This is a genomic window from Emticicia fluvialis, assembly GCF_024793945.1.
Classification (GTDB): Bacteria; Bacteroidota; Bacteroidia; order Cytophagales; family Spirosomataceae; genus Emticicia; species Emticicia fluvialis.
Genome location: NZ_JANUSD010000003.1, coordinates 158,346 through 180,351 on the forward strand (window position 1 = coordinate 158,346; position 22,006 = coordinate 180,351).

16 protein-coding genes are annotated in these 22,006 nt (G+C 45.1%); 7 read left to right on the plus strand and 9 right to left on the minus strand.

The features are described from left to right. The first annotated feature begins 404 nt into the window (after nt 1-404). The gene (locus NZ848_RS04555; RefSeq protein ID WP_259014538.1) at nt 405-1,385 is read left to right on the plus strand and encodes a hypothetical protein; all 981 of its coding nucleotides are present in this window, start codon (nt 405-407) and stop codon (nt 1,383-1,385) included. Between the two features lie 68 nt (nt 1,386-1,453). Here the strand turns inward: NZ848_RS04555 and NZ848_RS04560 are convergent, their stop codons facing one another. Both NZ848_RS04560 and NZ848_RS04565 read right to left on the minus strand, forming a co-directional pair. After that, complete coding sequence (locus NZ848_RS04560) at nt 1,454-1,897, minus strand: DUF6265 family protein (protein WP_259014539.1); 444 nt, start codon at nt 1,895-1,897, stop codon at nt 1,454-1,456. A gap of 94 nt (nt 1,898-1,991) precedes the next feature. Further along, nucleotides 1,992-2,807: a helix-turn-helix domain-containing protein gene (locus NZ848_RS04565; RefSeq protein WP_259014540.1), complete on the minus strand. Its 816-nt coding sequence runs from the start codon at nt 2,805-2,807 to the stop codon at nt 1,992-1,994. Between the two features lie 165 nt (nt 2,808-2,972). Between NZ848_RS04565 and NZ848_RS04570 the strand changes: the two genes are divergently transcribed. Next, complete coding sequence (locus NZ848_RS04570; protein ID WP_259014541.1) at nt 2,973-3,818, plus strand: polysaccharide deacetylase family protein; 846 nt, start codon at nt 2,973-2,975, stop codon at nt 3,816-3,818. 5 nt (nt 3,819-3,823) lie between these two features. On the opposite strand, the gene nhaA is transcribed toward NZ848_RS04570, so the two are convergent. The 4 genes from nhaA to NZ848_RS04590 form a co-directional block, all read right to left on the minus strand. Continuing rightward, the gene (nhaA, locus tag NZ848_RS04575; RefSeq protein ID WP_259014542.1) at nt 3,824-4,969 is read right to left on the minus strand and encodes a Na+/H+ antiporter NhaA; all 1,146 of its coding nucleotides are present in this window, start codon (nt 4,967-4,969) and stop codon (nt 3,824-3,826) included. Nucleotides 4,970-5,419: 450 nt separating this feature from the next. Beyond that, nucleotides 5,420-6,064: a hypothetical protein gene (locus NZ848_RS04580; RefSeq protein ID WP_259014543.1), complete on the minus strand. Its 645-nt coding sequence runs from the start codon at nt 6,062-6,064 to the stop codon at nt 5,420-5,422. An 81-nt stretch (nt 6,065-6,145) separates the two neighbouring features. Beyond that, entirely contained in the window at nt 6,146-6,691 is a 546-nt protein-coding gene (locus tag NZ848_RS04585) for a Crp/Fnr family transcriptional regulator (protein ID WP_259014544.1), read from the minus strand. Between the two features lie 380 nt (nt 6,692-7,071). Beyond that, nucleotides 7,072-7,935, minus strand: coding sequence for a cation diffusion facilitator family transporter (locus tag NZ848_RS04590; protein ID WP_253525207.1), 864 nt, complete (start codon nt 7,933-7,935; stop codon nt 7,072-7,074). A gap of 536 nt (nt 7,936-8,471) precedes the next feature. On the opposite strand from NZ848_RS04590, the gene NZ848_RS04595 reads away from it, so the two are divergent. The 3 genes from NZ848_RS04595 to NZ848_RS04605 all read left to right on the plus strand — a co-directional run bounded on the left by NZ848_RS04595 (nt 8,472) and on the right by NZ848_RS04605 (nt 12,835). After that, complete coding sequence (locus NZ848_RS04595; protein ID WP_259014545.1) at nt 8,472-8,891, plus strand: response regulator; 420 nt, start codon at nt 8,472-8,474, stop codon at nt 8,889-8,891. 268 nt (nt 8,892-9,159) lie between these two features. Continuing rightward, nucleotides 9,160-9,822, plus strand: coding sequence for a hypothetical protein (locus NZ848_RS04600; protein WP_259014546.1), 663 nt, complete (start codon nt 9,160-9,162; stop codon nt 9,820-9,822). Nucleotides 9,823-10,306: 484 nt separating this feature from the next. Further along, the gene (locus NZ848_RS04605; protein WP_259014547.1) at nt 10,307-12,835 is read left to right on the plus strand and encodes a heavy metal translocating P-type ATPase; all 2,529 of its coding nucleotides are present in this window, start codon (nt 10,307-10,309) and stop codon (nt 12,833-12,835) included. Between the two features lie 350 nt (nt 12,836-13,185). On the opposite strand, the gene NZ848_RS04610 is transcribed toward NZ848_RS04605, so the two are convergent. Next, nucleotides 13,186-13,926, minus strand: a complete 741-nt coding sequence (locus tag NZ848_RS04610) for an NUDIX hydrolase (protein WP_259014548.1) — start codon at nt 13,924-13,926, stop codon at nt 13,186-13,188. 262 nt (nt 13,927-14,188) lie between these two features. On the opposite strand from NZ848_RS04610, the gene NZ848_RS04615 reads away from it, so the two are divergent. Then, entirely contained in the window at nt 14,189-17,620 is a 3,432-nt protein-coding gene (locus NZ848_RS04615; RefSeq protein ID WP_259014549.1) for a ThuA domain-containing protein, read from the plus strand. A 285-nt stretch (nt 17,621-17,905) separates the two neighbouring features. Next, the gene (locus tag NZ848_RS04620) at nt 17,906-18,271 is read left to right on the plus strand and encodes a hypothetical protein (RefSeq protein WP_259014550.1); all 366 of its coding nucleotides are present in this window, start codon (nt 17,906-17,908) and stop codon (nt 18,269-18,271) included. Between the two features lie 69 nt (nt 18,272-18,340). Here NZ848_RS04620 and NZ848_RS04625 read toward each other — a convergent pair whose 3' ends face one another. Continuing rightward, nucleotides 18,341-21,055 (minus strand): PAS domain S-box protein, encoded by a 2,715-nt coding sequence (locus NZ848_RS04625; RefSeq protein ID WP_259014551.1) that lies wholly within the window; start codon nt 21,053-21,055, stop codon nt 18,341-18,343. A gap of 87 nt (nt 21,056-21,142) precedes the next feature. Beyond that, entirely contained in the window at nt 21,143-21,844 is a 702-nt protein-coding gene (locus NZ848_RS04630; RefSeq protein WP_259014552.1) for a hypothetical protein, read from the minus strand. Between the last annotated feature and the right edge of the window lie 162 nt (nt 21,845-22,006).

Consider the following 22,006-nt stretch of genomic DNA (forward strand, 5'->3'; position numbering starts at 1 on the left):
AAAGCCATAACCCCAACCCTGCCAGAAAGCCCAATTATGAAACTTTGGGCTTTGTTTTTCAGGCTGCTAAAGACCGCCGGCATGGCATGTCTAAAAAAGCCTTGAAACCATTGCTACCGCCAGATAAATTCAACGCAAATAAAGGCAAAGCCAGGTTGATTTTCTATCCGCTGCCAACGGGCTTTTGCCTTGGCTTTTTGTTAATCCTCTTCCAACTCCTTTCTGCTCAGCCATTTAAAGCAACGCCCGCATCTGGCTGCGTATATGCACTCCGTTATGGTACCGAAAGATAATTTTAATAAAAAAAATACTTATTTACCGTAGCCAAAGCAATAGTGGCAGATTTATTTCTTGTATCAAATGAGTATATTTACTCAACATTGTACTTTAATCTGCCAGACCCAATGAAAAAAATGCTGTTTTTCATAACTGCTGTTATGATTCTGACTTCATGTGACGACGACGCCAAAGTAACCATTGACCTCGACGAATATGACACCAATCTGAAGAAAGCTTTCGAAAGTAAGTTTACGCTTCAAAACGAGAAAATTATTTTTCACTACACCAATAAACCCTACACCGGGAATATTGAGTTTATTTCCAAAATCAACACCAATAGTGTGGTTCGCGTAGAGGATGGCAATATTATCAGCCTGACCGACAAAACTCCAAAAGGTGAAGTTTCGGGTCTTATTACGGTTCTGAACGGCCAGGCCAATATGAAAATCGACCTCGACACCCTGCTGCAATTGCATTGTACTTTTTATGCCGTAAAAAACAGCCTCATTATTGAGCAGAAATTCGGTAATTACAGCGAACACGACTGCGATTGCCTGGTGGAGTATCCGAACCAGAAAAAGATGGCCAGAATTAAAACCTCTACCGACAGCCGCAGTGGCATTATGTTCAGTGAGTCTAAAACTACCTCTACCACCACCGGGCAGATTGTGGAAAAAGTAAAGAATTACATTAAAAAACAATCTGACGGCACTACCCTGCGCGTTACCCTAACCGACAACTACGATGGTTCAGGCTCTAATATGCTGGTGTATGCCGAAGACCTGTCGGTACAAAAAGATGATAAAAAAGTAGGGTTTTCGTTCAGATACACGTATGACAAAAACGTGTTTCTGCACGGCGAAATAGAGAACTTTAATGAAAAACACTGCCAGGAAATAGACAGGCTGCGAATGTCCGAATCTTCTTTATTGGGGCAACCGGCACAAGACCGCTCCGGCTGCGTTTCTGAGGTATTGAATTTGGTGAGCCAGGCTTTTAAGCGGCCATTTACCCGCGAAGAGCTGATGGCACGCCTGCAGTCGAAAATCAACAACAACCAGTTTCTGGTAAGTGGGTCGTCAGACGTACAAACCTACTTCGAATAAATTTTGCACCCCGTGCACCTGTAACCGGTTACGTTCAGGTGCGCCGGGTCATAAAAATTAATGCCTGCCTACTGTTTCAGTATTTTGTACTCAAAACCTTTGTCGCCATCGCCCAGCACGCGCACCTGAATGGTTCTGCCGTCAACGGGCCGATACTGAATCTTCTTCGGGAAATCATGCGCCGGGTTTTCAAATGAAAAAACACCAGCCGTAGCCTTGTTGAGCTCAAATGCTATGGTCTGGTTATTGTTCTGGTCAGGTACGGTGGCCTCATAGGTGGTTTTGCCCTTAACAATCCGTATCCTGAGGCGCTCGGTTACCACTTTGGCGCCATCTTTAATTTTATACCCCTGCCCTTCCAGTGTGCCATCGGGCAGTTGCTTCCATGTCTCATAAACTTCCTTGTTTTCAGTTTTCCAGGTTCCTTCCAGAAAATACAGTTCACTCAGGCCGTCGGTTTTTATAAAAGACACCAGCATCAATATTAAACAGGTTTTTGCAAGGGTTTTCATTGGTTTTTGCATTTAAGGTTTACAATTAATGTTTCATTACGCCCTCAAAACTATACCACTTTTAATGGCAATAATTGTATAAATGCGACACAACCTACCCCATACCTGAAAACAAGGCCGACAGCCTCAGATGCCCTCCATAAAATTGCTTGGGGCTCATGCCCGTAAACGACCTGAAATCTCTAATAAAATGGGCCTGGTCATAATAATTACCCGCATACGCCACGCCCGTAAGCGTACCCGGTTGCTGCCCGGCCAGCATTTTCAGTGTTGCCTGTAGCCGCACAATTCTCGACAACTGCTTCACACTTAGCCCCGTATTTTTCATAAACTTGCGCTCCAGTTGCCGCCGGTTCACGTGCAGGCTATCGGTCAGTTCACCAACAGAAACCTGCCCGTTCAGTTGCATAATCAGTTCAATACTTGAGCGTATCAGTGTACTTACTGACTCCTCAGTTATCAGTTTTTCAATCAGAAAATCTTCCACCAGCCTGATACGCGCTTCCGTTTGCCCGGCGTTTAAAACAGCGGTGGCCAGCAGGCTGCCGTCTGCGCCAAACAGCTCCTCAAGCGGCACGGCGCGGTTTTCCATATTACTTACAGGCATGGTGGCAAAAGCAGCAAACCCTTCCGGCTGAAACCTTATTGAAAAAATACCCGTTGCACCGGTAGGCTCTATAGCCAGCGGCCGGGTCACCTGCCCAAACACAAAGCACAAAGGCTGCACCAGACTGCTGCCATCTGGCATATACTGCCTGAAAGCATCGCCATAATGAAAAATCATTTCCATGCAGCCGTCTGGCACAATGTGCTGTTTTTCAGCACTCACCTGCGCAGGCGCCTCCAATGTCCAGTAGCAATTAACCACCCCGGTTAGTTTCGGGGCAGGCGTGTAAGTCCGGTAATCCATAGGCATCTGTTTATAGATACTCAAATTAAAAAATTACTGCATCATTTGGCAATTTGGGTATATTTTGTAAAGTTAAACCACAATTTAGCTTTATTTTAATAAGACTTTAAACAGATTTTAACCAAAGTATGCCATTTTTGCAAAGCAAAGGCAAAAACCTGTATCATGAAAACACTCGTATTAGTAAGCTTGCTACTGCCACTGGCATTGTGCGCACAGCCGCCCAAAGGGCCAAATGCAAAGCTGAAAGCAAAACTACAGCCCTACTATACCCCAGATTACCTGCGGTTTAAGAACCAGATAATGGGCGAATTTCATAACGCCACCCCGGGGCGCTTTGGCGTGGTTATTAAAGATGTTTTTGAAGATGTGGCCGACGCCAACAAGGTAATTGCCTTTACTTTTGATGCTTGTATAGGTAAAAGCAATGATTACAACGCGCCCCTGATAGCTTACCTTAAAAAAGAGCATATACCTGCTACCCTATTTGTGAGCGGCCTCTGGATTGACGACAACCTGGCTACCTTCAGGCAGTTGGCGGCTGATTCTCTTTTTGAAATCGGTAATCATGGGCTGCTGCACCGGCTTTGCTCGGTTGACGGCGAAACAAAATATGGCATTGCTGCCACCCAAAATGTTGGGGAGGTGATAGACGAAATGGAGCTCAATTCGCGCAAAATAGAAAAACTCACCGGCAAAAGGCCCCGGTTTTTCAGGTCGGCTACGGCCTATACCGACGAAACCTGCGCCCGGATTGCCAATCAGCTGGGTATGCAGGTAGTTGCCTTTGATGTACTCAGCGGCGACGCCGTTCCGTTTGCGGCTCCGGAGCTTATCAGCCAGACCATCAGCAGCCAGGCACGGCCGGGGGCTATTGTAATTATGCACTTCAACCACCCGCAATGGCACGAGCTACAGGCATTGCAGATGGCCATACCCGTACTACGCGCCAAAGGATACAAATTTGTAAAACTTACCAACGAAAAGCTGGTATCGCAACGCGGCCAATAGCAACGCTATTCGGTAACGCGGTCTTTCAGCACCAATTTCAGAAAGAAATAACCAATAGCCCCTGCCACCAACGACGACAGCAGTATCACAAACTTGGCTTCGTTAATAATGGTGATATCATTAAAGGCAAGCAGGGTTATGAAGATAGACATCGTAAAACCTATGCCCCCCAGAAAACCCACGCCACCAATCGACTTCCAGCTGAGGTCGTCGGGCAGGCGGCAGATTTTCAGCTTGACAGATAAAAACACCAGCAGAAAAATCCCCAGCGGTTTACCAATAACAAGCCCTGCGGCTATGCCCAGGCTGTAAGCCTGGGTAAGCATTTCGCCCAGGTTGCCGCCCAGACTAATGGCTGTATTGGCCAGCGCAAACACCGGAAGAATAACAAATGCTACCGGTTTATGCAGAAAATGTTGCAGCAAATAAGAGGTTGACTTCTCGTCGCCGTTGCCGAAAGGCAGCGCAAATGCCACCAGCACGCCAGTAATAGTGGCATGCACGCCCGAGTGCAGCATAAAATACCACATGGCTACAGCGCCAATCAGGTAAGGTATCAGGTTTCTTACTTTCAGGCGGTTCATAATAAATAAAACGGCCAGTATGCCCAGGGCAATAAGCAGGTTACCCCACATCAGGGTTTTGGTATAGAAAATGGCAATCACCAGTATTGCGCCGAGGTCGTCAATAACAGCCAGAGCCGTCAGAAAAATCTTGAGTGATGCCGGCACACGATCATTCAGTAAAGATAAAATACCCAGTGCAAAGGCAATGTCGGTAGCCATCGGGATACCCGCCCCGGCCTGCGCACTGCCACCGAAATTAAAAGCCAGGTATAAACCCGCCGGTACCAGCATACCGCCAATGGCGCCAAAAATAGGTAGCATGGCATTTTTTATGTCCGACAATTCGCCCAGATAAATTTCACGCTCCAGTTCAAGGCCTATCAGCAAAAAAAAGATGGTCATCAGACCGTCGTTAATCCAGTATTCAAGCGGCTGCCCGGCTACCTGGCTATGCCAAAGGTGCTGATAGCCCTCTGCCATACCCGAATTAGCCAGTATGAGCGAAACCACCGTACAGGCTATCAGCACAAGGCCGCCTGCTTTTTCGCTTTCAAAAAAATCCTTAAATAAAGCCGTTAATTTCATGCTTTCCCGTTTGTTGTGTGTACAAAGATACGCATTTATTAATGAGTGAATTAGTGATTTAGTGATTTAGTGATTTAGTGAATGGTGATTTAGTGAATGGTGATTTAGTGAATGAGCGAATTAGTGAATAGTGAGTTAGCGGCCGCCGTTGCGGTGAATGGCGAATGGTGAATGAGTGATTTAGTGAATGAGCGGGCGGCGTTTCCGCTGATTTAGTGATTGAGAGGATTTATTTACGAAAACCCCTTTTTTTTTATAAATGCGCTTGTAATCCAATAACCCACAAGGAAAATTCGCTAATTCACGATTATTCATTCACCGCAACGCCGCCCGCTCATTCACTCAATCACCATTCACCGCAACGGCGCCCGCTCATTCACTAATTCAGCGGAACGCCGCCCGCTCATTCACTAATTCACTAATTCACTAAATCACTAATTCACTAAATCACTAATTCACTAAATCGCTCTTCCTTCTCCACATCAATACCCCTGCCAGTACCAGCCAGCTTATCAGCCCGAAAACAAATATGCTGAAACCCCAAACGCTAATAAAGTTGAATTTCAGCAATAAACCGGCAAGTCCTGCGGCCAGAATCAATAATCCATAATACCCAATCCATTTAGGCAAGCGGCTGGTTGCCAGAATAACCACCGACCATACCCCTACCGCAAAAGTGGTACCCCCAATAAACAGATAAGCCATAGCGGCATTGATATCAAAGCCATAATGCACTATCATGTCCAGGGTTTCCCGGCTGGCTTTGGTTCCGTAGTAGTGTTCTACAAAATTGGGCATAACAAAACCGTTAAATGCGGCTGCAATGATGCCCCCCATAAGCCCTATGCTGAAAACACAAAACCCCAGCATAGACAATCGGCCCGGCGTTTGCAGGTGCACCGATAGCCCCCATGCGCCAAAACCTATAAAAGGCATACAGGCAATAGCAAGGGCATGTGTAAACATAATAACTTTTTTTACATGTATGATATACTCTATGCTACCACCGATGGGGTGATGAATCATGGTAGCGGCGGCCAGAAAGGCCCCCATAAATAACATGAAAGCAGATGTTTGTCTGAATTGATTGTTCATAATGATTTTTTTGAAGATGCGCACAAAATTGCAGCGGTGTCAGCAAAACATCACTTGATTCAAATCAAGAAAAACAATGGGCTAATAAATACTTCTCACCCTGCTGAGTGTTTCGGGTGTCATTTTCAGGTAAGAGGCTATCATTTTGAGCGGAAACTGCTGCAACAATTGAGGCCTTGTGCTGAGCAGATGATTATATTTTTGCAGTGGTGTGAGGGTGTTATCAAAATAATGATTGCGGGTCAGGGCCTGCTCAAGCACCTTACCGAGTTGGAAGAAAACCGGCGAGATACCGATTAATTCATGCGCTGCGTGAATAGACATCTCAAGCACCTCGCAGTCGGTGTGAGCTTTTATACAAGTGGCTGATGGTTTCTGCCCTACAAAGCTGGTGTAGTTCATCACCCAGTCGTTTGCCATATACAGATCAATGATGTTTTCGTCAATATCATTCAAAGTAAACTGATAAGCCGCCCCCGACACCACCAGTGAAATACTTCGGCAAATGATACCCTCCGCCAAAAGCCATTGGTTTTTCTTATACTGACGGGTAACCATTTTTGAGGCAATAAATGCGGCCTCACTTTCGGTAAATCTGCCAATTTTATTTAAAACCTCAAAAAGCATCAGTTTTGTTATTGGTTTTGAAAGGTTTACCACTGATATGGTCAAATCAGAAAACTTCTCTTACAGCGAACCCTTTATTTCAGAATGAAGCAAATAATTGCGCCTGCAAATAAACCTGAATTTATATAAAGCCGTAATCTACCGAGCAAAAAATATTAAATCTAATTTACCAAAACAACGCCACACTCATTCACCGCAACGCCAGCCGCTAATTCACCCATTCACTAAATCACCATTCACTAAATCGTTCATTCACCGGAACGCCAGCCACTCAATCACTAATTCGCTCAATCACTCATTCACCATTCACTAATTCACCGGAACGCCGGCCGCTCATAAACCATTCGCTCATTCACTAAATCACTCATTCACTCATTCGCTCATTCATGCGGTTCTACGTGTATCAGAATCTGGTCAAGCTCCGGCATTTCGGCTTGCAGATAATCTTTCAGCCGGTGTGCCACGGCGTGTCCTTCTCGCACGGTCATGTGGGCATCTACAATAACGTGCAGGTCTACATGATACTTCATACCCGCCTTGCGCACATAACATTTTTCGGTTTCAATAACCCCGTCTACCTCCATCGATTTCAGTCTGATAGCCGCAATCACATCATCATACAGGTTTTCGTCCATTATTTCACCCAGCGCAGGTCTTACAATCAGGTAGCAGTTATACAAAATGAATCCAGATGCAAAAAGCGCCGCCCAATCATCAGCCGACTCATAGCCCTTACCCATAATCAGTGCAACAGTAATACCAATAAAAGCCGCAATAGAAGTAATGGCGTCGCTGCGGTGGTGCCAGGCATCAGCCCTTAGCGACGAGCTGTTGGTCTCGCGGCTTTTTTTCATCACAATCTGGTAAGATAACTCTTTCCATAAAATAATTACCCCAAGTACTATCAGTGTCCAGGCTTTAGGCAAATGATGAGGCGTTCTGATATTGTTGATACTCTCATGGGCTATCAGGGTGGCCGACATAATCAGAAAACCCACCACCAGAAACGTAACCAGCGGTTCTATGCGCCCATGCCCGTACGGGTGATTATCGTCGGCAGGTCTGCTGGCATATTTTATACCCATCAGCACCAGAATAGACGCAAAAATATCGGTTGTCGACTCAATAGCATCTGCAATTAGGGCATAAGAATTGCCGAAAAATCCGGCCAGCCATTTAATAATTGCCAGGGCTATATTGCCAAAAATACTGAAATACGTGGCCCTGATGGCTTTTTCTTTCATGATATACTGCCTTCAAAAAAAATTAATAATAAAGCCCGAAACACACGCTGCAAGCAACTTTTTGCAAATGTAGAGCAAAACCCCGAATGTGGCGGTTATTTTTTACCCATTTGCTGATATTAATACATAAAAGGCAACAAAAACCGTTATAAATACAAATGCAGTGTCGCGGGGCAGGTGCAAGGCACATCGTAAAAAGAACAACGCATAAACTGCAATTATTTAACAAATTCTGGTGCTTTTATTAAAACAATGTTAAAAAAAGCACATAAATGCTTGCTTTAATAAAAATTGATTCTAATTTGTAGCAGAATACTAAATCAGCAACACAAAGTCAATCTTAGTATAGTCAAACCGGCTGCCTGTTTTGCCTATTGTTATAATACCACAACAGACCTTCAAAAAAGAGATAGTGGCTAAATCACTAAAATTCAGTTATATCTGAAATTACCCTTGGTTATTGGCTTAGAGTACCTCAGGCCGTGTGTTAAAAATTTCCCGTAAGTACCATTTTCATTACTTAATTTAAAAAAAGTATGCACGTTTCATTAAATGTTGTTCTGGCCGAAGACGATAAGGATTATCAGGATATTTTCAATAACGCACTGGAAGAAGTGAATATACCCACCACACTAACAGTGGTAAGTGACGGCTACGAATTAATGAAAACGTTGAGGTCGCCCGATGCCCCCAACTATAATATTGTGATTCTGGACATTAACATGCCCAAAAAGAACGGCATTGAGTGCCTGAAAGAAATCAGGAAAGACCAGACCCTCAGCAACACTTATTCGGTGATACTCACCAGCAGCCAGGACCCCATCATTAAAGAAAGCGCCTACCAGGCAGGGGCCAATCTGTTTCTTACCAAGCCCATTAACTTTAATGAATATGTAGAAACCGTAAGAACAATTCTGACCTCCGACTGGCGGATGAACCTGCCGATATTTTTCTAGAATTAGTCCATTTATTTAAAATATAAACTTTTCTATTAGAATCCCTCCCTAACTAATAAAATTTCATTTATATAAAACTCACATAAGTATTTTAAATAACTGATTAATAGTTTAAAAGTGGCAAGCAAAATTTTAAGGATAATCTAAGTTTATCTAATGTTTATAGTAAATATTTTTCTGGTCAAATCTCCGTAAATACGTATTTCTACGTAACAAAATGAGTAAAAATACACCTTTATCATTCGGAATTTAATTATAGCTTTGATGTATGTACTCAGAATTAATATTTTTACATCAAATCAAACAATTAAATGAAAAATTTAATCTTAAAAGTTCCCTTAGTTTATGCTTATCTTCTTTTTTCATAATCTCTTGTGAGAAGGAAGAAACAAAAGCCCCTATCATTTCTTTAAGTGTCAAGACGCTTAAAAATGATATTATTTTTAATGAGTTTGCTTCATTAACCATGCAGATGCTTGCTGGGCATTCAAATTACTTAGAAAACCGCTCTAAAAAAGAAGTGGAAACTTCAAGGCAGTATTTATCATCATTATCAAATAAGCAAAGTTTGTCAGACTCAGATTATTATAAAATGAGTACCTCTTTTGGCTTTTCAAGTGAGAAATTATTTGTTGAAAAGATAAACAGATTAGAAGTTTTAAAAAATCTTCTTCATGAGAAATATTCTGATTTGTCAAACAAACCATATATATTTGAACAAGCTCTTTCTGAGTTTGTAAAAAAAAGAAGTGCAAATTTAAAGGAAAATGATGATAATTGTCGAGCCATATACGAATCCTGCATAAATGTGGCTACTGTTGGGGGAGCAGCTTGTATTCTTTTAACTTCAGGACTTGGAGTACCTCTGTGCTTAGCATCAGCAGCTGCTGCGATGGAATACTGCAGACAACAAGCAATCGGATGTCATTAACATATTATGGAAAAAATACTTCAAATAACCAAAACACTTAGAGTAGTGATAATTATAGCTATATTTTGGCTATTCATGGTTAAAGTGTATAATATCTGGATATATCTTTTACTTTTTGCAATCGCTCTTTTAATAAGGTATGTAGAAATAAAAAAAGGGTTTGTTATATTAGATAAAAGAAAAGTACTATTTTTCATTATTAGTGCAATAATTTTATTAATCGTGTATTTCGTTTATATGTCTTTTCTAAATGAGTTCTAAAATGGAATAAAAAAAGACCGGAAATCCGGTCTTTTTTTATTCCATTTTATTAATATTATTCAATCCCAATTCCTACCTAAATCATCCCCATTCCTGACATTTCTCATATTCCTGCTAAACAAACAACCCTATTTTTGGTGTTATATAGGCAATAGTGCGTTGTTTTCTTCTCTTCAAGACAAGCAGATGCGTTGCGCTTGCCTTCTTAAACAGATTTACTCCCTTGACACATACTTACTTTATACAGGGCATGTCTTGCGACGGCTGCCGCACAAAGGCAGAAAAAGCCCTCAATAGCCTTGAAGGCGTACAGGCAACGGTGAGTCTTGACCCACCCCAGGCCGTAATCAGTATGCAAAAGCATATTTCGTTGCCAGTGCTTCAGGCGGCATTATCAAAAGCAGGTAAATACACCATCAGCACCGAAAATACCCCTCAAAACACGCAGGTGCATGGGGGGCATACAGCAACTCATCAGCAGGCCGCACATCATAATCAGGCTACCGCTCCACGTCTGACACAAAGCGGCAAAGGCACCTATTACTGCCCTATGCACTGCGAGGGCGACAAAACCTATAACGCACCCGGCAACTGCCCGGTTTGCGGCATGAATCTGGAAAAACTGCCCGAACTGGCCGCCCCCACCCAATATACCTGCCCTATGCACCCGGAGGTGCTCAGCAACGCCCCCGGTGCCTGCCCAAAGTGCGGCATGGACCTGGTGCCGCTAATGCCCTCAGAAACCGACGATAATGCTGTGTATCATGACCTGCGCAAAAAAATGATAGTGGCTACCGCCTTTACGCTGCCCATTTTTCTGATAGCCATGATTGAGATGATACCCCATAACCCACTACTGCAACTGATGGACGCCCGGTACTGGAACTGGCTGCAAATGGGGCTGTCGCTTCCGGTTATTTTTTATGCCGGATGGCTGTTTTTTGAAAGAGGCTGGCGGTCTGTTACATCAGGCAACCTGAATATGTTTACGCTCATTGCGCTGGGCACGGCGGTTGCCTTTGTTTTCAGCGTTACCGGGGTAATATCGCCTGGCATCTTCCCGCCTGAATTCAGAACTGAACACGGGTCGGTGCCGCTTTATTTTGAGGCCGCTACCGTTATTCTGACGCTTGCACTGCTGGGGCAGCTGATGGAAGCCAAAGCCCATACTCAAACCAGCTCGGCCGTTAAAGAATTACTGAAACTAAGCCCTACCGATGCCACGCTGGTACGCAACGGCAAAGACGAAAAAGTATCGATAAATGCCATTCAGCCCGGCGATTTGCTAAGAATTAAACCCGGCGACAAAATACCGGTGGACGGAAAAATAACAGAAGGCGAAAGCAGCATTGATGAGTCTATGATTACCGGAGAGCCGATTCCGGCAGATAAAAAAGTGGGTGATGCCGTTACATCAGGCACCATTAACGGCAATAAATCTTTCATTATGGTAGCCGAAAAAGTGGGGTCTGAAACCCTGCTGGCACAAATAATTGCGATGGTAAACACTGCCAGCCGCTCTAAAGCCCCCATTCAGAAACTGGCCGATACCATATCCAGATACTTTGTACCAACGGTTATTCTGGCGGCGGTAATAACCTATTTTATGTGGCTCAAATGGGGCCCTGCTCCCGGTGCGGTTTATGGTTTTATTAATGCTGTGGCCGTGCTTATTATTGCCTGCCCCTGTGCATTAGGCCTGGCCACGCCCATGTCGGTTATGGTTGGTGTGGGCAAAGGCGCGCAGTCTGGTATATTAATTAAAAACGCCGAAGCCCTTGAGGCAATGGCGCGGGTAAATGTGCTGATTATAGATAAAACCGGCACCATAACCGAGGGCAAACCATCAGTAGAGCGTGTCTTTACTAAACAATTTGACGAAACCCAGGCACTGGCTTATATAGCCGCACTGAACCAGCACAGCGGGCATCCGCTGGCACAGGCCGTGGTAAATTTTGCAGCCGGCAAAGGCATACAATGGCCGCAGGCGCAAGACTTTGAAGCCATAACCGGCAAAGGCGTTACCGGCACCGTTGGCGGCAAAAAAGTGGCATTGGGCAACAAGGCATTAATGGCAAGCCGCAAGGCGCTAATTGACCCCGACATTGAACAACAAGTGATTGAAGCGCAGAAACGCGGTAAAACGGTTTCTTATATGGCAGTAGACGCCGTGGCAATTGGCTTTGTAAGCATTGCTGACGCCATAAAACCTGGTAGCAAAGCGGCCGTTGCCGAACTGATTGACGGTGGCATGGAAGTAATGATGCTTACCGGCGACAACGAAAACACCGCAGCTGCCGTAGCCCGAGAGCTGAACCTGACCAATTTCAGGGCGTCGTGCCTACCGGAAGACAAACTGAATGAAATTAAACGGCTGCAACAGGCAGGCAAAATAGTAGCTATGGCCGGCGACGGCATTAATGATGCCCCCGCACTGGTGCAGGCCAACGTAGGCATAGCCATGGGCACCGGCACCGACGTAGCCATTGAAAGCGCCCGCATCACATTGGTAAAAGGGGATTTACAAGGGATAGTGAAAGCCAAAAACCTGAGCCATGCCGTGATGAAAAACATCCGCCAGAACCTGTTTTTTGCTTTCTTTTACAATGCCCTGGGTATCCCCGTGGCCGCCGGTTTGCTGTATCCGTTCTTCGGGGTGCTGTTATCGCCCATGATAGCCGCCGCCGCCATGAGCTTCAGCTCGGTATCAGTTATCACCAATTCGCTACGGTTGAGGAGTAAGAAGATTTAGGGATATGCAGAATGGCGAATAATTAACAGTTTTTTGGTAGAGCCGCAACGCGTGCGGCTTCCGGGGAATATGCGTACCAGATAAAACTTCTCTGAATGATTTAATTTATATAACCAGTCTTCTTAGCCATTAGAATTGACAATAATTCAATGAATCAGATATACCTCTGAAGAGGCCCCGCAGCACGTCTCTACGAAATGACTGAGCTAAATTATTTCAGCAAAACTTCACTAATCCGCCATTCACTAATTCGCCATTCACTAATTCGCCATTCACTAATCCGCCATTCACTAATCCGCCATTCACTAATCCGCCATTCACTAATCCGCCATTCACTAATTCGCGATTCACTAATTCGCGATTTTTTCAAGACTTTTAAACCGATACAAATAAGGAGCCTTATTGGCTGCTCCGGTAAATTTCTTTTCCAGACGTTCCAGAATATCCAGGTCGAGAATCATTTTCTGGAAATTATTTCTCCGGAAAGGCCTGTCCAATATCGTTTCGTATAAATCCTGCACCTCTTTCATGGTAAACGTTTCAGGCAGCAGATTAAACCCTATCAGCTTGTAATTCAGCATCAGGCGCAGGCTTTCAAGGGCTTTCATTATAATATCGGCGTGGTCAAATGCCAGCCGGGGCAGGTCTTTCATATCATACCACTGGCAGGTTTCGTCAAGCTCAGAGCAAAGAGGCACTACCCGATGAATATCTACCAGCGCATAATACCCAATAGATATAAACCGGCGCTGTAGCCATTCCAGGTCTTCAGACAGCACTTCACCTTCTCCCAGACCCCCTTTTATGAGTTCTATTACCTGCCGCATCAGTTCCGGAGACGACCGCTCCAGGCTGCCAAACACACCAAACTGCTCCAGATAAATATCTTTTATTCCGGTTCGCTCTGCCAGAATCCGTAACGCTGCGCTGTCCAGACTTTCATTTTGCCTAACAAAACCACCCGGCACCATCCATATATCCATATTTTTCAGCCGGGGCAACAATACCCTTAGCTGCCTGTCATAAAACCCAAAAATGACACAATCAACAGAAACCTGCTCTATAAATTCTCTCTTGTTAAATAATTCCATGATTGCTGTGGGGGTTTATCTGCCCGTTAAAACTTTGTGCTTAGTTTTAACCACTTTTCTAAAACGCGTACTATTTATTCTGTTTTGGGTACAATATTAGTCAAAATTTCATTATTGTCTAAAAATTAGACAATATTCTTGTTTTCTATTATTTAAGTACACACATTTGTATCCGGAAGAGTGCATTTACGCCGCAACAGGCGCCTTGTGCTTCTGCCTCAAAGCCATTACTTTACACCCGTAAACAATTTATTTTACTTTGATGAAATCTAACAAAACAATCAGCTTATTGTTAACCCTGCTGCTGTCGTATGGTCTGGTACAGGCACAGGTAAAAAAGCCGCAACTGCTGGTATTCAGCAAAACCGCCTCTTTCAGGCACGCGTCTATTGATGCAGGCAAAAAAGCGCTGGCCAAAATGGCAGCCGAAAAGGGCTTTGCCGTAACTTTTACTGAAGACGCCGAGGCTTTTAATGAAACCGATATTAAAAAGTATAACGCCGTTTTGTTTCTGAACACTACCGGCGACGTACTGAACGACAAGCAACAAGCCACTTTTGAACGGTACATTCAGGCCGGTGGCGGTTATGTAGGTGTACACGCAGCTACCGACACCGAGTACGAATGGCCCTGGTATGGTAAACTGGCAGGCGCTTACTTTCTGGACCACCCCATGGTGCCCAGCAACGTACAAAAAGGTAAATATACGGTTGTACAAAAAAACCATTGGGCTACCCAGGGCATGCCCGACGAGTTTGAAAGAAGCGACGAGTTTTACAGCTTCAAAAATATTTCGCCCAAAATTAACGTATTGCTGACTATTGACGAAAAAACGTATCAGGGAGGCAAAAACCCCGACTACCACCCGATGAGCTGGTATCAGGAGTTTGACGGTGGCCGGTCGTTCTACACTGCCATGGGGCATACAGACGAAACCTACGCCGAGCCTCTGTTTCTTAATCACCTGTATGCAGGTATCAATTACGCTATGGGAGGGCCAAACCCCAAGCCTTTAAATTACGCCAATGCACGCCCTGAAGAAAACCGCTTTACCAAAGTGGTGCTTGAAGAAAAACTGAACGAACCAATGGAGCTGAGCGTATTGAACGACGGCCGTGTGCTGTTCATTGAGCGCAAGGGAGACGTGAAACTGTATAACACTAAAACCAAACAACTGAAAACCATTGCTTCTATACCTGTAAGCATCAAGTACAAAAGCAAAGAAGGCAAGGAGTCGATGGGTGAAGACGGGCTGATGGGCCTTAACAAAGACCCCAACTTTGCACAAAACCACTGGATTTACCTGTACTACTCAATACCGGAGGAATCGAAGAACATTCTGACCCGCTATGAGCTGAAAGGTGACGAACTGGTGCTTTCGTCTAAAAAAGTATTGCTTGAAATACCCACCCAACGCGAAGAATGCTGCCACACCGGGGGTTCTATTGCCTGGGACAAAGCCGGAAACCTGTATCTTTCAACCGGCGACAACACCAACCCGCATGGCTCGAACGGCTACAGCCCGAGCGACGAAAGACCGGGCAGAGAATCATGGGATGCGCAGAAATCATCTGCCAACACCAACGACCTGAGAGGTAAAATCATCAGAATAAAACCTACGCCTGAGGGTGGCTACACCATTCCGGAAGGCAACCTTTTCCCGAAAGGCACCGCCGGTACGCGTCCTGAAATATATACGATGGGTCACCGTAACCCTTTCAGAATTTCGGTTGATAACAAAACCGGATTTGTTTACTGGGGCGAAGTAGGCCCCGATGCCTCAAAACCTGCCGACGACCGCGGCCCCGCAGGGCACGACGAGGTTGGCCAGGCACGCAAACCGGGTAACTTTGGCTGGCCACACTTTGTGGGCGACAACAAAGCTTACAATAAGTATGACTTTGAAAACAAAAAATCATTAGAGAAATGGGACGTAAACGCCCCTACCAATACTTCACCCAGCAACACGGGTCTGAAAGTACTGCCTCCGGCGCAAAAGGCTTTCATCTGGTATCCTTATGGGGCTTCGCCAGAGTTTCCGCTGGTGGGTAGCGGTGGTAGAAACGCCATGGCCGGGCCGGTGTTTTATTCAGATAATTTCAAAACGGCTCAACGCGCGTTCCCTAAATATTACGATAACAAATTGCTTATTTATGAATGGATGCGCGGCTGGATAATGGCCGTAACTATGGATAAAGACGGCAATTATGTATCGATGGAGCGTTTTATGCCCAGCTATAAATTCAACAACCCGATGGACATGGAGTTTGCCGAAAACGGCGACTTATACATGCTTGAATACGGCTCGGGCTGGTTTACAGGTAATGATGACGCCCGCCTGATTCGCATTGAATACAACGGTGGCAACCGCAAACCGCAAATTGCCGTAGCGGCTAATCAGCTGGGTGGCGCGGTGCCTTTCAACCTGAAATTAAGCTCTAAAGGCTCAACCGATGCCGACGGCGACGCCCTGAAATACAGCTGGCAAATTACTTCAAAAAATGGTTTCAATAAGGTTATCAGCACGCCAGATGCCGCATTGACGCTCACCAAGCCGGGCATTTATAAAGCCACCCTTACTGTTAATGATGGCAAAGGCGGCACAAACGCGCAGTCGTTAGAAATCATAGCCGGTAACGAGCCTCCGGTATTGAGCTTCGATATTCAAAAAGGTAACAGGTCTTTCTATGTTGCCAACAAATCTTTCGACTACGACATCAAGGTAAAAGATAAAGAGGATGGCACGCTCGGCAAAGGCATTGATGCCGAAAACGTGGCCGTAAGCATTGACTACCTGCCTGAAGGATTTGATAAAGTAGCCATTGCACAAGGCCACCGTTCGGCTGATGCCAGCGCGGCATTTGTAGCTGGTAAAAGACTGATAGAAGCCAGCGATTGTAAAGCCTGCCACAGTGTAGAGAAAAAATCTATCGGGCCAGCCTATCGCGACGTAGCTGCCAAATATAAAGGCGACAAAGATGCCGCCGACCGCCTGGCTAAGAAGATTATCAGCGGTGGTGGTGGCGTATGGGGCGAAACCCCAATGAGTGGCCACCCGCAACTTTCAGCAGCCGATGCCGGAGAAATGGTGAAGTACATCCTGAACCTGGCCAACGAAAAACCGAAAGCAAAATCGTTGCCGCTGCAAGGCACTTACACTGCCAAACTACCTGCTAACGACAAAGGCAAAGGTGTTTATATTGTAAGAGCAGCCTACGAAGACCAGGGCGCCAACGGCTTGCCATCGCTAAAATCAGAGCAGACTTTTACGCTTAGAAATGCCACTTTGGGTGCGCACGATTTTGATAAATATGAAGACGTAAACAAGATGTCGTTCAGTGGCCGTAACCTGGCTATGCCTGCCAAGTCTGGCGCATACATGGTGCTTAACAAAGTAGACCTGAGCGGCATTACCGAATTGCAGATTCAGGCAATGGCCCCTAAACCACAGGTTAACGCGTTGGGTGGCAAAGTTGAGTTACGTCTCGACAGCCCCAAAGGCAAGCTGGTGGGTGAGTCGGCCTTCCTTGAGCCATCTGATCAAATGAGCATGACCCCTAACATTCTGAAAGTACCGATAAGCAAGGTAGAAGGCCTGCACGACATCTACGTGGTGTACGTAAACCCGAAATCTGAAAACGGCACCCTGATGATTGTAACCGGACTGGAATTTAAACTCAGCGAGCAAAATTAATTAGTGAATGAGTGAGTGAGCGGGCGGCGTTCCGCTGAATTAGTGAATTAGTGATTGAGCGGGCGGCGTTCCGCTGATTGAGCGGGCGGCGTTCCGCTGAATGATTTAGTGGGCCGCGGTTGCGGTGAATGAGTGGGCGGCGTTCCGCTAACTCACCGCAATCGCAGCCGCTCATTAATAAATTCATTCACTAAATCACTAATTCACTAATTCACTAAATCACTAATTCACTAATTCACTAAATCGCTCATTCACTCACTAAATCACTAATTCACTATTTACCCTATGAAATCTCTTCTAACATTTGTTTTATTAATAGCCGCGGTATCGCTGGCTAATGCGCAGGCACCTGCAACAACCAATTTCTTTACAGGCAACTGGGAAGTACTTGTAAAAGGCACCCCACAGGGCGACGTGAAACTGCCAATGAGTTTTGAGGTAGTAGACGGCAAAATTATTGGCAAAGTTACCAACCCTGAAACCAAAGAAGTAGCCAACATGACCTCAGTTGAAATAAAAGGTGAAGAGTTGTTTGCAGCCTTTTCGGCAGGTGGATATGACCTCACAATGGTTATCACCAAAAAAGACGACGATCACTTTGTAGGCAAACTGATGGATATGATAGAGGTTGAAGGTACGCGCCTGAAGTAAACAACGTTTCTGAACTTTGATTTAGCAATCAGCCGCGGCGGCTTACCGCTAAATCAAAGTTCAGAATTATTACTCCCCTACCGGAAAATACATATCAAACCGGGCGCCTTTACCCAACTCGCCGCTGGCGGTTATAAACCCGGAGTGGTTTTCTACAATTTTTTTAACAATAGCCAGTCCGATTCCCGTTCCGGGGTACTCATCTTTACCGTGCAGGCGTTTAAATACCTGAAAAATGGCCTCGTTATATTCAGGCTCAAAGCCAATGCCGTTGTCGGTTATTGAAAAATGATAATAGCTCTGTTTAGGGTCTATACCCGAAATACTGATTCCGCTACCCGGTACTACCACACAGGTAATACTTATGCGGGGTTGTTCATCAGTTTTAGAAAACTTAAGCGCGTTGGTAAGTAAATTGGTAAAAAGCTGCTCAAACTGATACTTCACCACGTGCATAGTTGGCATATTTAGCACCTCTACTACCGCATTCTTTTGTTGAATAGTGTCTTTCAGTTGTTCAAGTATGCCATCAGTAAGCGAGGCCAGTTCAACAGGCTCATAATGCCTTGCAGCCGTATTGGCTCTTGAGTAAGCCAGCAGGTCGAGTATCAGTTGCTGCATACGTCTGGAGGCATTCTGCAGGCGCATAAAGTAATCCTTGCCTTTGTCAGACAGCCTGTCTTTTTCAATTTCCTGTATCCGTGCCGAAAACGTCTGTATTTTTCTGAGGGGCTCCTGCAAATCATGGCTGGCCACGTAGGCAAACTGCGCCAGTTCATTATTCAGCTTGCTTAGTTCTTCGTTCGACTCCTGCAGCTCTTTTGTTCTTTGTTTTACCTGCTCTTCCAGTTGGTCGGTAAAAATCTTCCAGTCGTGCACGTCGGTACTGGTACCCACCCACATTACAATATTACCGTCTTCGTCTTTCTGTGGCAGCGCGCGGCTCAGCTGCCAGCGGTACTGGCCGTCATGCCGCCTGAAACGGTGTTCCATTTTAAACAGCTCTCCTGTTTTTACGGCTTTCAGCCATAGCTGGCGGTTGGTTTCTTTTTCTTCGGCACACAAAAGCCCTAACCAGCCCTGCGGGCCCAGTTGGTCTTTGGTCATACCCGAGAAGTCGTACATGGCCTGGTTAAAATAATTCATGTTGCCTTCGGGGTCGCTCGTCCAGATATGCTGTGGCATAGAGTCGGCCAGTAAACTAAACTTCTGCTCTCTGGTTTCCAGTTCGCGGCGATAGTTCATTTCGGTGGTCATGTCTCTGATGGTCCCCAGCATTTTATAAGGTTCGTTCGCCTCATTATACAGCACCGTGCCGCGGGCCTCAAACCACCGGATGCTTTTATCGGTACGTATCAGCCTCGAAACATAATGCAACACACCAGTTTCAGTAGCTGTTTTAAAGGCCTTTTCTCTTACAGGCAAATCATCCGGGTAAAGGTGTTTGATAAAGTCTTCATGCATCAAATCGCCGGCAGACTCATACCCGAAAATCTGCAGGTATCTTTCAGAAGCCCAGATCTCACCCGTTTTCAGGTTCAGTTCCCAGGTGCCCAGTTCACTGGCTTTCAATACTATCTTTAAACGCTCTTCGTTTTCAGACACCAGCCTTTTGGTGCTCTTCTGGTTGGTTATGTCGCGGGCAATTTTAGAGGCCCCGATAATTTCTCCGCGTGTATTTTTTACGGGCGATATCGTAAGCGAAATATCTATTTTCCGGCCGTCTTTTCTGATACGCTCGGTTTCAAAATGTTCTATTCGCTCGCCTTTTTTCAATCGGCTGATAATCTCGTCTTCTTCCTGCAGGCGGTTGGCTGGTATCAGTTTCGACACATGCTGGCCTATCATTTCTTCAGCCTTATAACCCATAATGCGCTCACCGGCGGCATTCCAGCTCGTAACAATGCCATCAAGGCCCTTGCTGAGAATCAAATCTTCCGACGACTCAACAATGGCTGCCAGGGTTGCCATTTTTTCTTCTGCCACCCGGCTTTCTGTAATGTCTTTCAGAGTACCCAGCATTCTTACAGGCTGGCCCCCGTCATTATAAAACACCTTGGCCGTTGTCTGTATCCACTTCTGCTCGCCGCTGTTCATTCTCATTCTGAACTGGTAGTCAAACTGGCCTGTTTCAAGCGCTTTGCCAAACATTTCTTTCAGCTTCAGCATATCGGCCACGTCTATCATTTCTGCGTATCCCTTTGGGGGCATCCCCGGGTTAATACCAAATATTTTATTCATGATGTCAGACGACACCACCTCTTTTGTCAGTATATTATAATCATAAATACCAATATTGCTGATGTCAACCGCCAGGCGCATGCGTTCTTCCAGTTCTTCCACTTTCAGGCGCGCCAATATCTGCTCTGTTACCTCATAACCGGAAATGATGATTCCTATCACTTCTTCATTCACGTTCTGAAGCGGCTGAAACGTTAAATTGGCAAAGGCCTCTTTTGGCGCACAGCCGGGCTGGCTGAACAGGAAGCGCATTGCAGCATCAGTATGCGTTACACCGGTTGAATACACTTTATTGAGAACGCTCTCAAAAACTTCTTTCGTTAATTCGGGCATTACCACGCCCAGCTTTTTGCCTATCACTTCGCGCTGACCAAAAAACCGTAAAAAAGAAGGATTTGCCAGTTCAAATACGTAATCTGTGCCTTTAAGCACACAAAAAATACCAGATGCCTGCATGAAAAAGTTGTTAACAGTCTGTTGGAAATCAAGCTGAACAGATAAATTTGAATCATCGGATGCCTTCGGAGATGACTTATTGCCCATAGCTATATTTCAGATTAGATGTCAGATTTGTATGAATAGTACAGAGAGATAATCATCCGGCAACAAATATATACAATATCTGTGCAATTATTCTTTTTCCATAATCTCATAATCGCTCACTACCCATTGGCCACCATCCTTTTTTATCAGGTTGATGGCCAGATCGGCATTTTCTTTTTGTCCATAAACCTTTAGTTCTATGGTCAGTTCTGTCTGGCCGTTGCGTTTTCTGAAGTTAAAATCGGGCACTTTGCTTAGTTTAACCACCTCGCCTGTTTTTTGGCGGATGGCCTGATTACCATAAATAAAGGCTTCAGCCACCATGTACTCCTGCCTTTGGCGTATGTAATACCCAGCCAGGTTCCGCAACTGCAAAAACACCAGCAGCAAAACAATAAATACACCGGCCAGCAGCTCTGTAAATTTGTTAAAGCTACTGGTTTCGTCGGCTACCACGTCGGTTTTAAATAGTACGTCGCCCAGCCGTTTACCGTATATCAGCAACGCCAGTGCTTCTATTGGTAAGGCAATCAGGGTCATGTTCCGGCAGACGCGCCTCAGTACAGATGCGCCATTGCTGATTTCAAGCCCCAGAAAATATTTGCCGGGGCTGCGCCCAAAGGGCAGGTCTTTCAGAAATAGCAGCAAGGCAGCCAACGCCAGCGGACCATAAAAGGCGGGCAGAAAATCTTGCCGGAGCATAAAAACGCTCAGCACCATCAACAGTGTTGATGGCACCGCAATAACCAGCAAATCAATCAGAAAAGCGTAGATTCTTTTTTGTTTCATTATTTATCAGACCGCAGAATCAGTAGGTTTTAGCCAAATATAAATCAAATCGTTTATTATAGAAAATACCTCTAATAATTATTTGAATTGGTTTCTTAAACATTTATACCCTTTTGGTATGAAACCACAATTCATCAGGCAAAACCATTTCCTGATATTTTA

Excerpts from the sequence above, each read along its gene's own strand:
- NZ848_RS04610 (WP_259014548.1), bottom strand. The coding sequence starts at position 13,926 with ATGGAATTATTTAACAAGAGAGAATTTATAGAGCAGGTTTCTGTTGAT.
- NZ848_RS04615 (WP_259014549.1), top strand. The coding sequence starts at position 14,189 with ATGAAATCTAACAAAACAATCAGCTTATTGTTAACCCTGCTGCTGTCG.
- NZ848_RS04600 (WP_259014546.1), top strand. The coding sequence starts at position 9,160 with ATGTACTCAGAATTAATATTTTTACATCAAATCAAACAATTAAATGAA.
- NZ848_RS04595 (WP_259014545.1), top strand. The coding sequence starts at position 8,472 with ATGCACGTTTCATTAAATGTTGTTCTGGCCGAAGACGATAAGGATTAT.
- nhaA (WP_259014542.1), bottom strand. The coding sequence starts at position 4,969 with ATGAAATTAACGGCTTTATTTAAGGATTTTTTTGAAAGCGAAAAAGCA.
- NZ848_RS04590 (WP_253525207.1), bottom strand. The coding sequence starts at position 7,935 with ATGAAAGAAAAAGCCATCAGGGCCACGTATTTCAGTATTTTTGGCAAT.
- NZ848_RS04565 (WP_259014540.1), bottom strand. The coding sequence starts at position 2,807 with ATGGATTACCGGACTTACACGCCTGCCCCGAAACTAACCGGGGTGGTT.
- NZ848_RS04620 (WP_259014550.1), top strand. The coding sequence starts at position 17,906 with ATGAAATCTCTTCTAACATTTGTTTTATTAATAGCCGCGGTATCGCTG.
- NZ848_RS04630 (WP_259014552.1), bottom strand. The coding sequence starts at position 21,844 with ATGAAACAAAAAAGAATCTACGCTTTTCTGATTGATTTGCTGGTTATT.
- NZ848_RS04580 (WP_259014543.1), bottom strand. The coding sequence starts at position 6,064 with ATGAACAATCAATTCAGACAAACATCTGCTTTCATGTTATTTATGGGG.
- NZ848_RS04555 (WP_259014538.1), top strand. The coding sequence starts at position 405 with ATGAAAAAAATGCTGTTTTTCATAACTGCTGTTATGATTCTGACTTCA.
- NZ848_RS04585 (WP_259014544.1), bottom strand. The coding sequence starts at position 6,691 with ATGCTTTTTGAGGTTTTAAATAAAATTGGCAGATTTACCGAAAGTGAG.
- NZ848_RS04560 (WP_259014539.1), bottom strand. The coding sequence starts at position 1,897 with ATGAAAACCCTTGCAAAAACCTGTTTAATATTGATGCTGGTGTCTTTT.
- NZ848_RS04570 (WP_259014541.1), top strand. The coding sequence starts at position 2,973 with ATGAAAACACTCGTATTAGTAAGCTTGCTACTGCCACTGGCATTGTGC.
- NZ848_RS04625 (WP_259014551.1), bottom strand. The coding sequence starts at position 21,055 with ATGGGCAATAAGTCATCTCCGAAGGCATCCGATGATTCAAATTTATCT.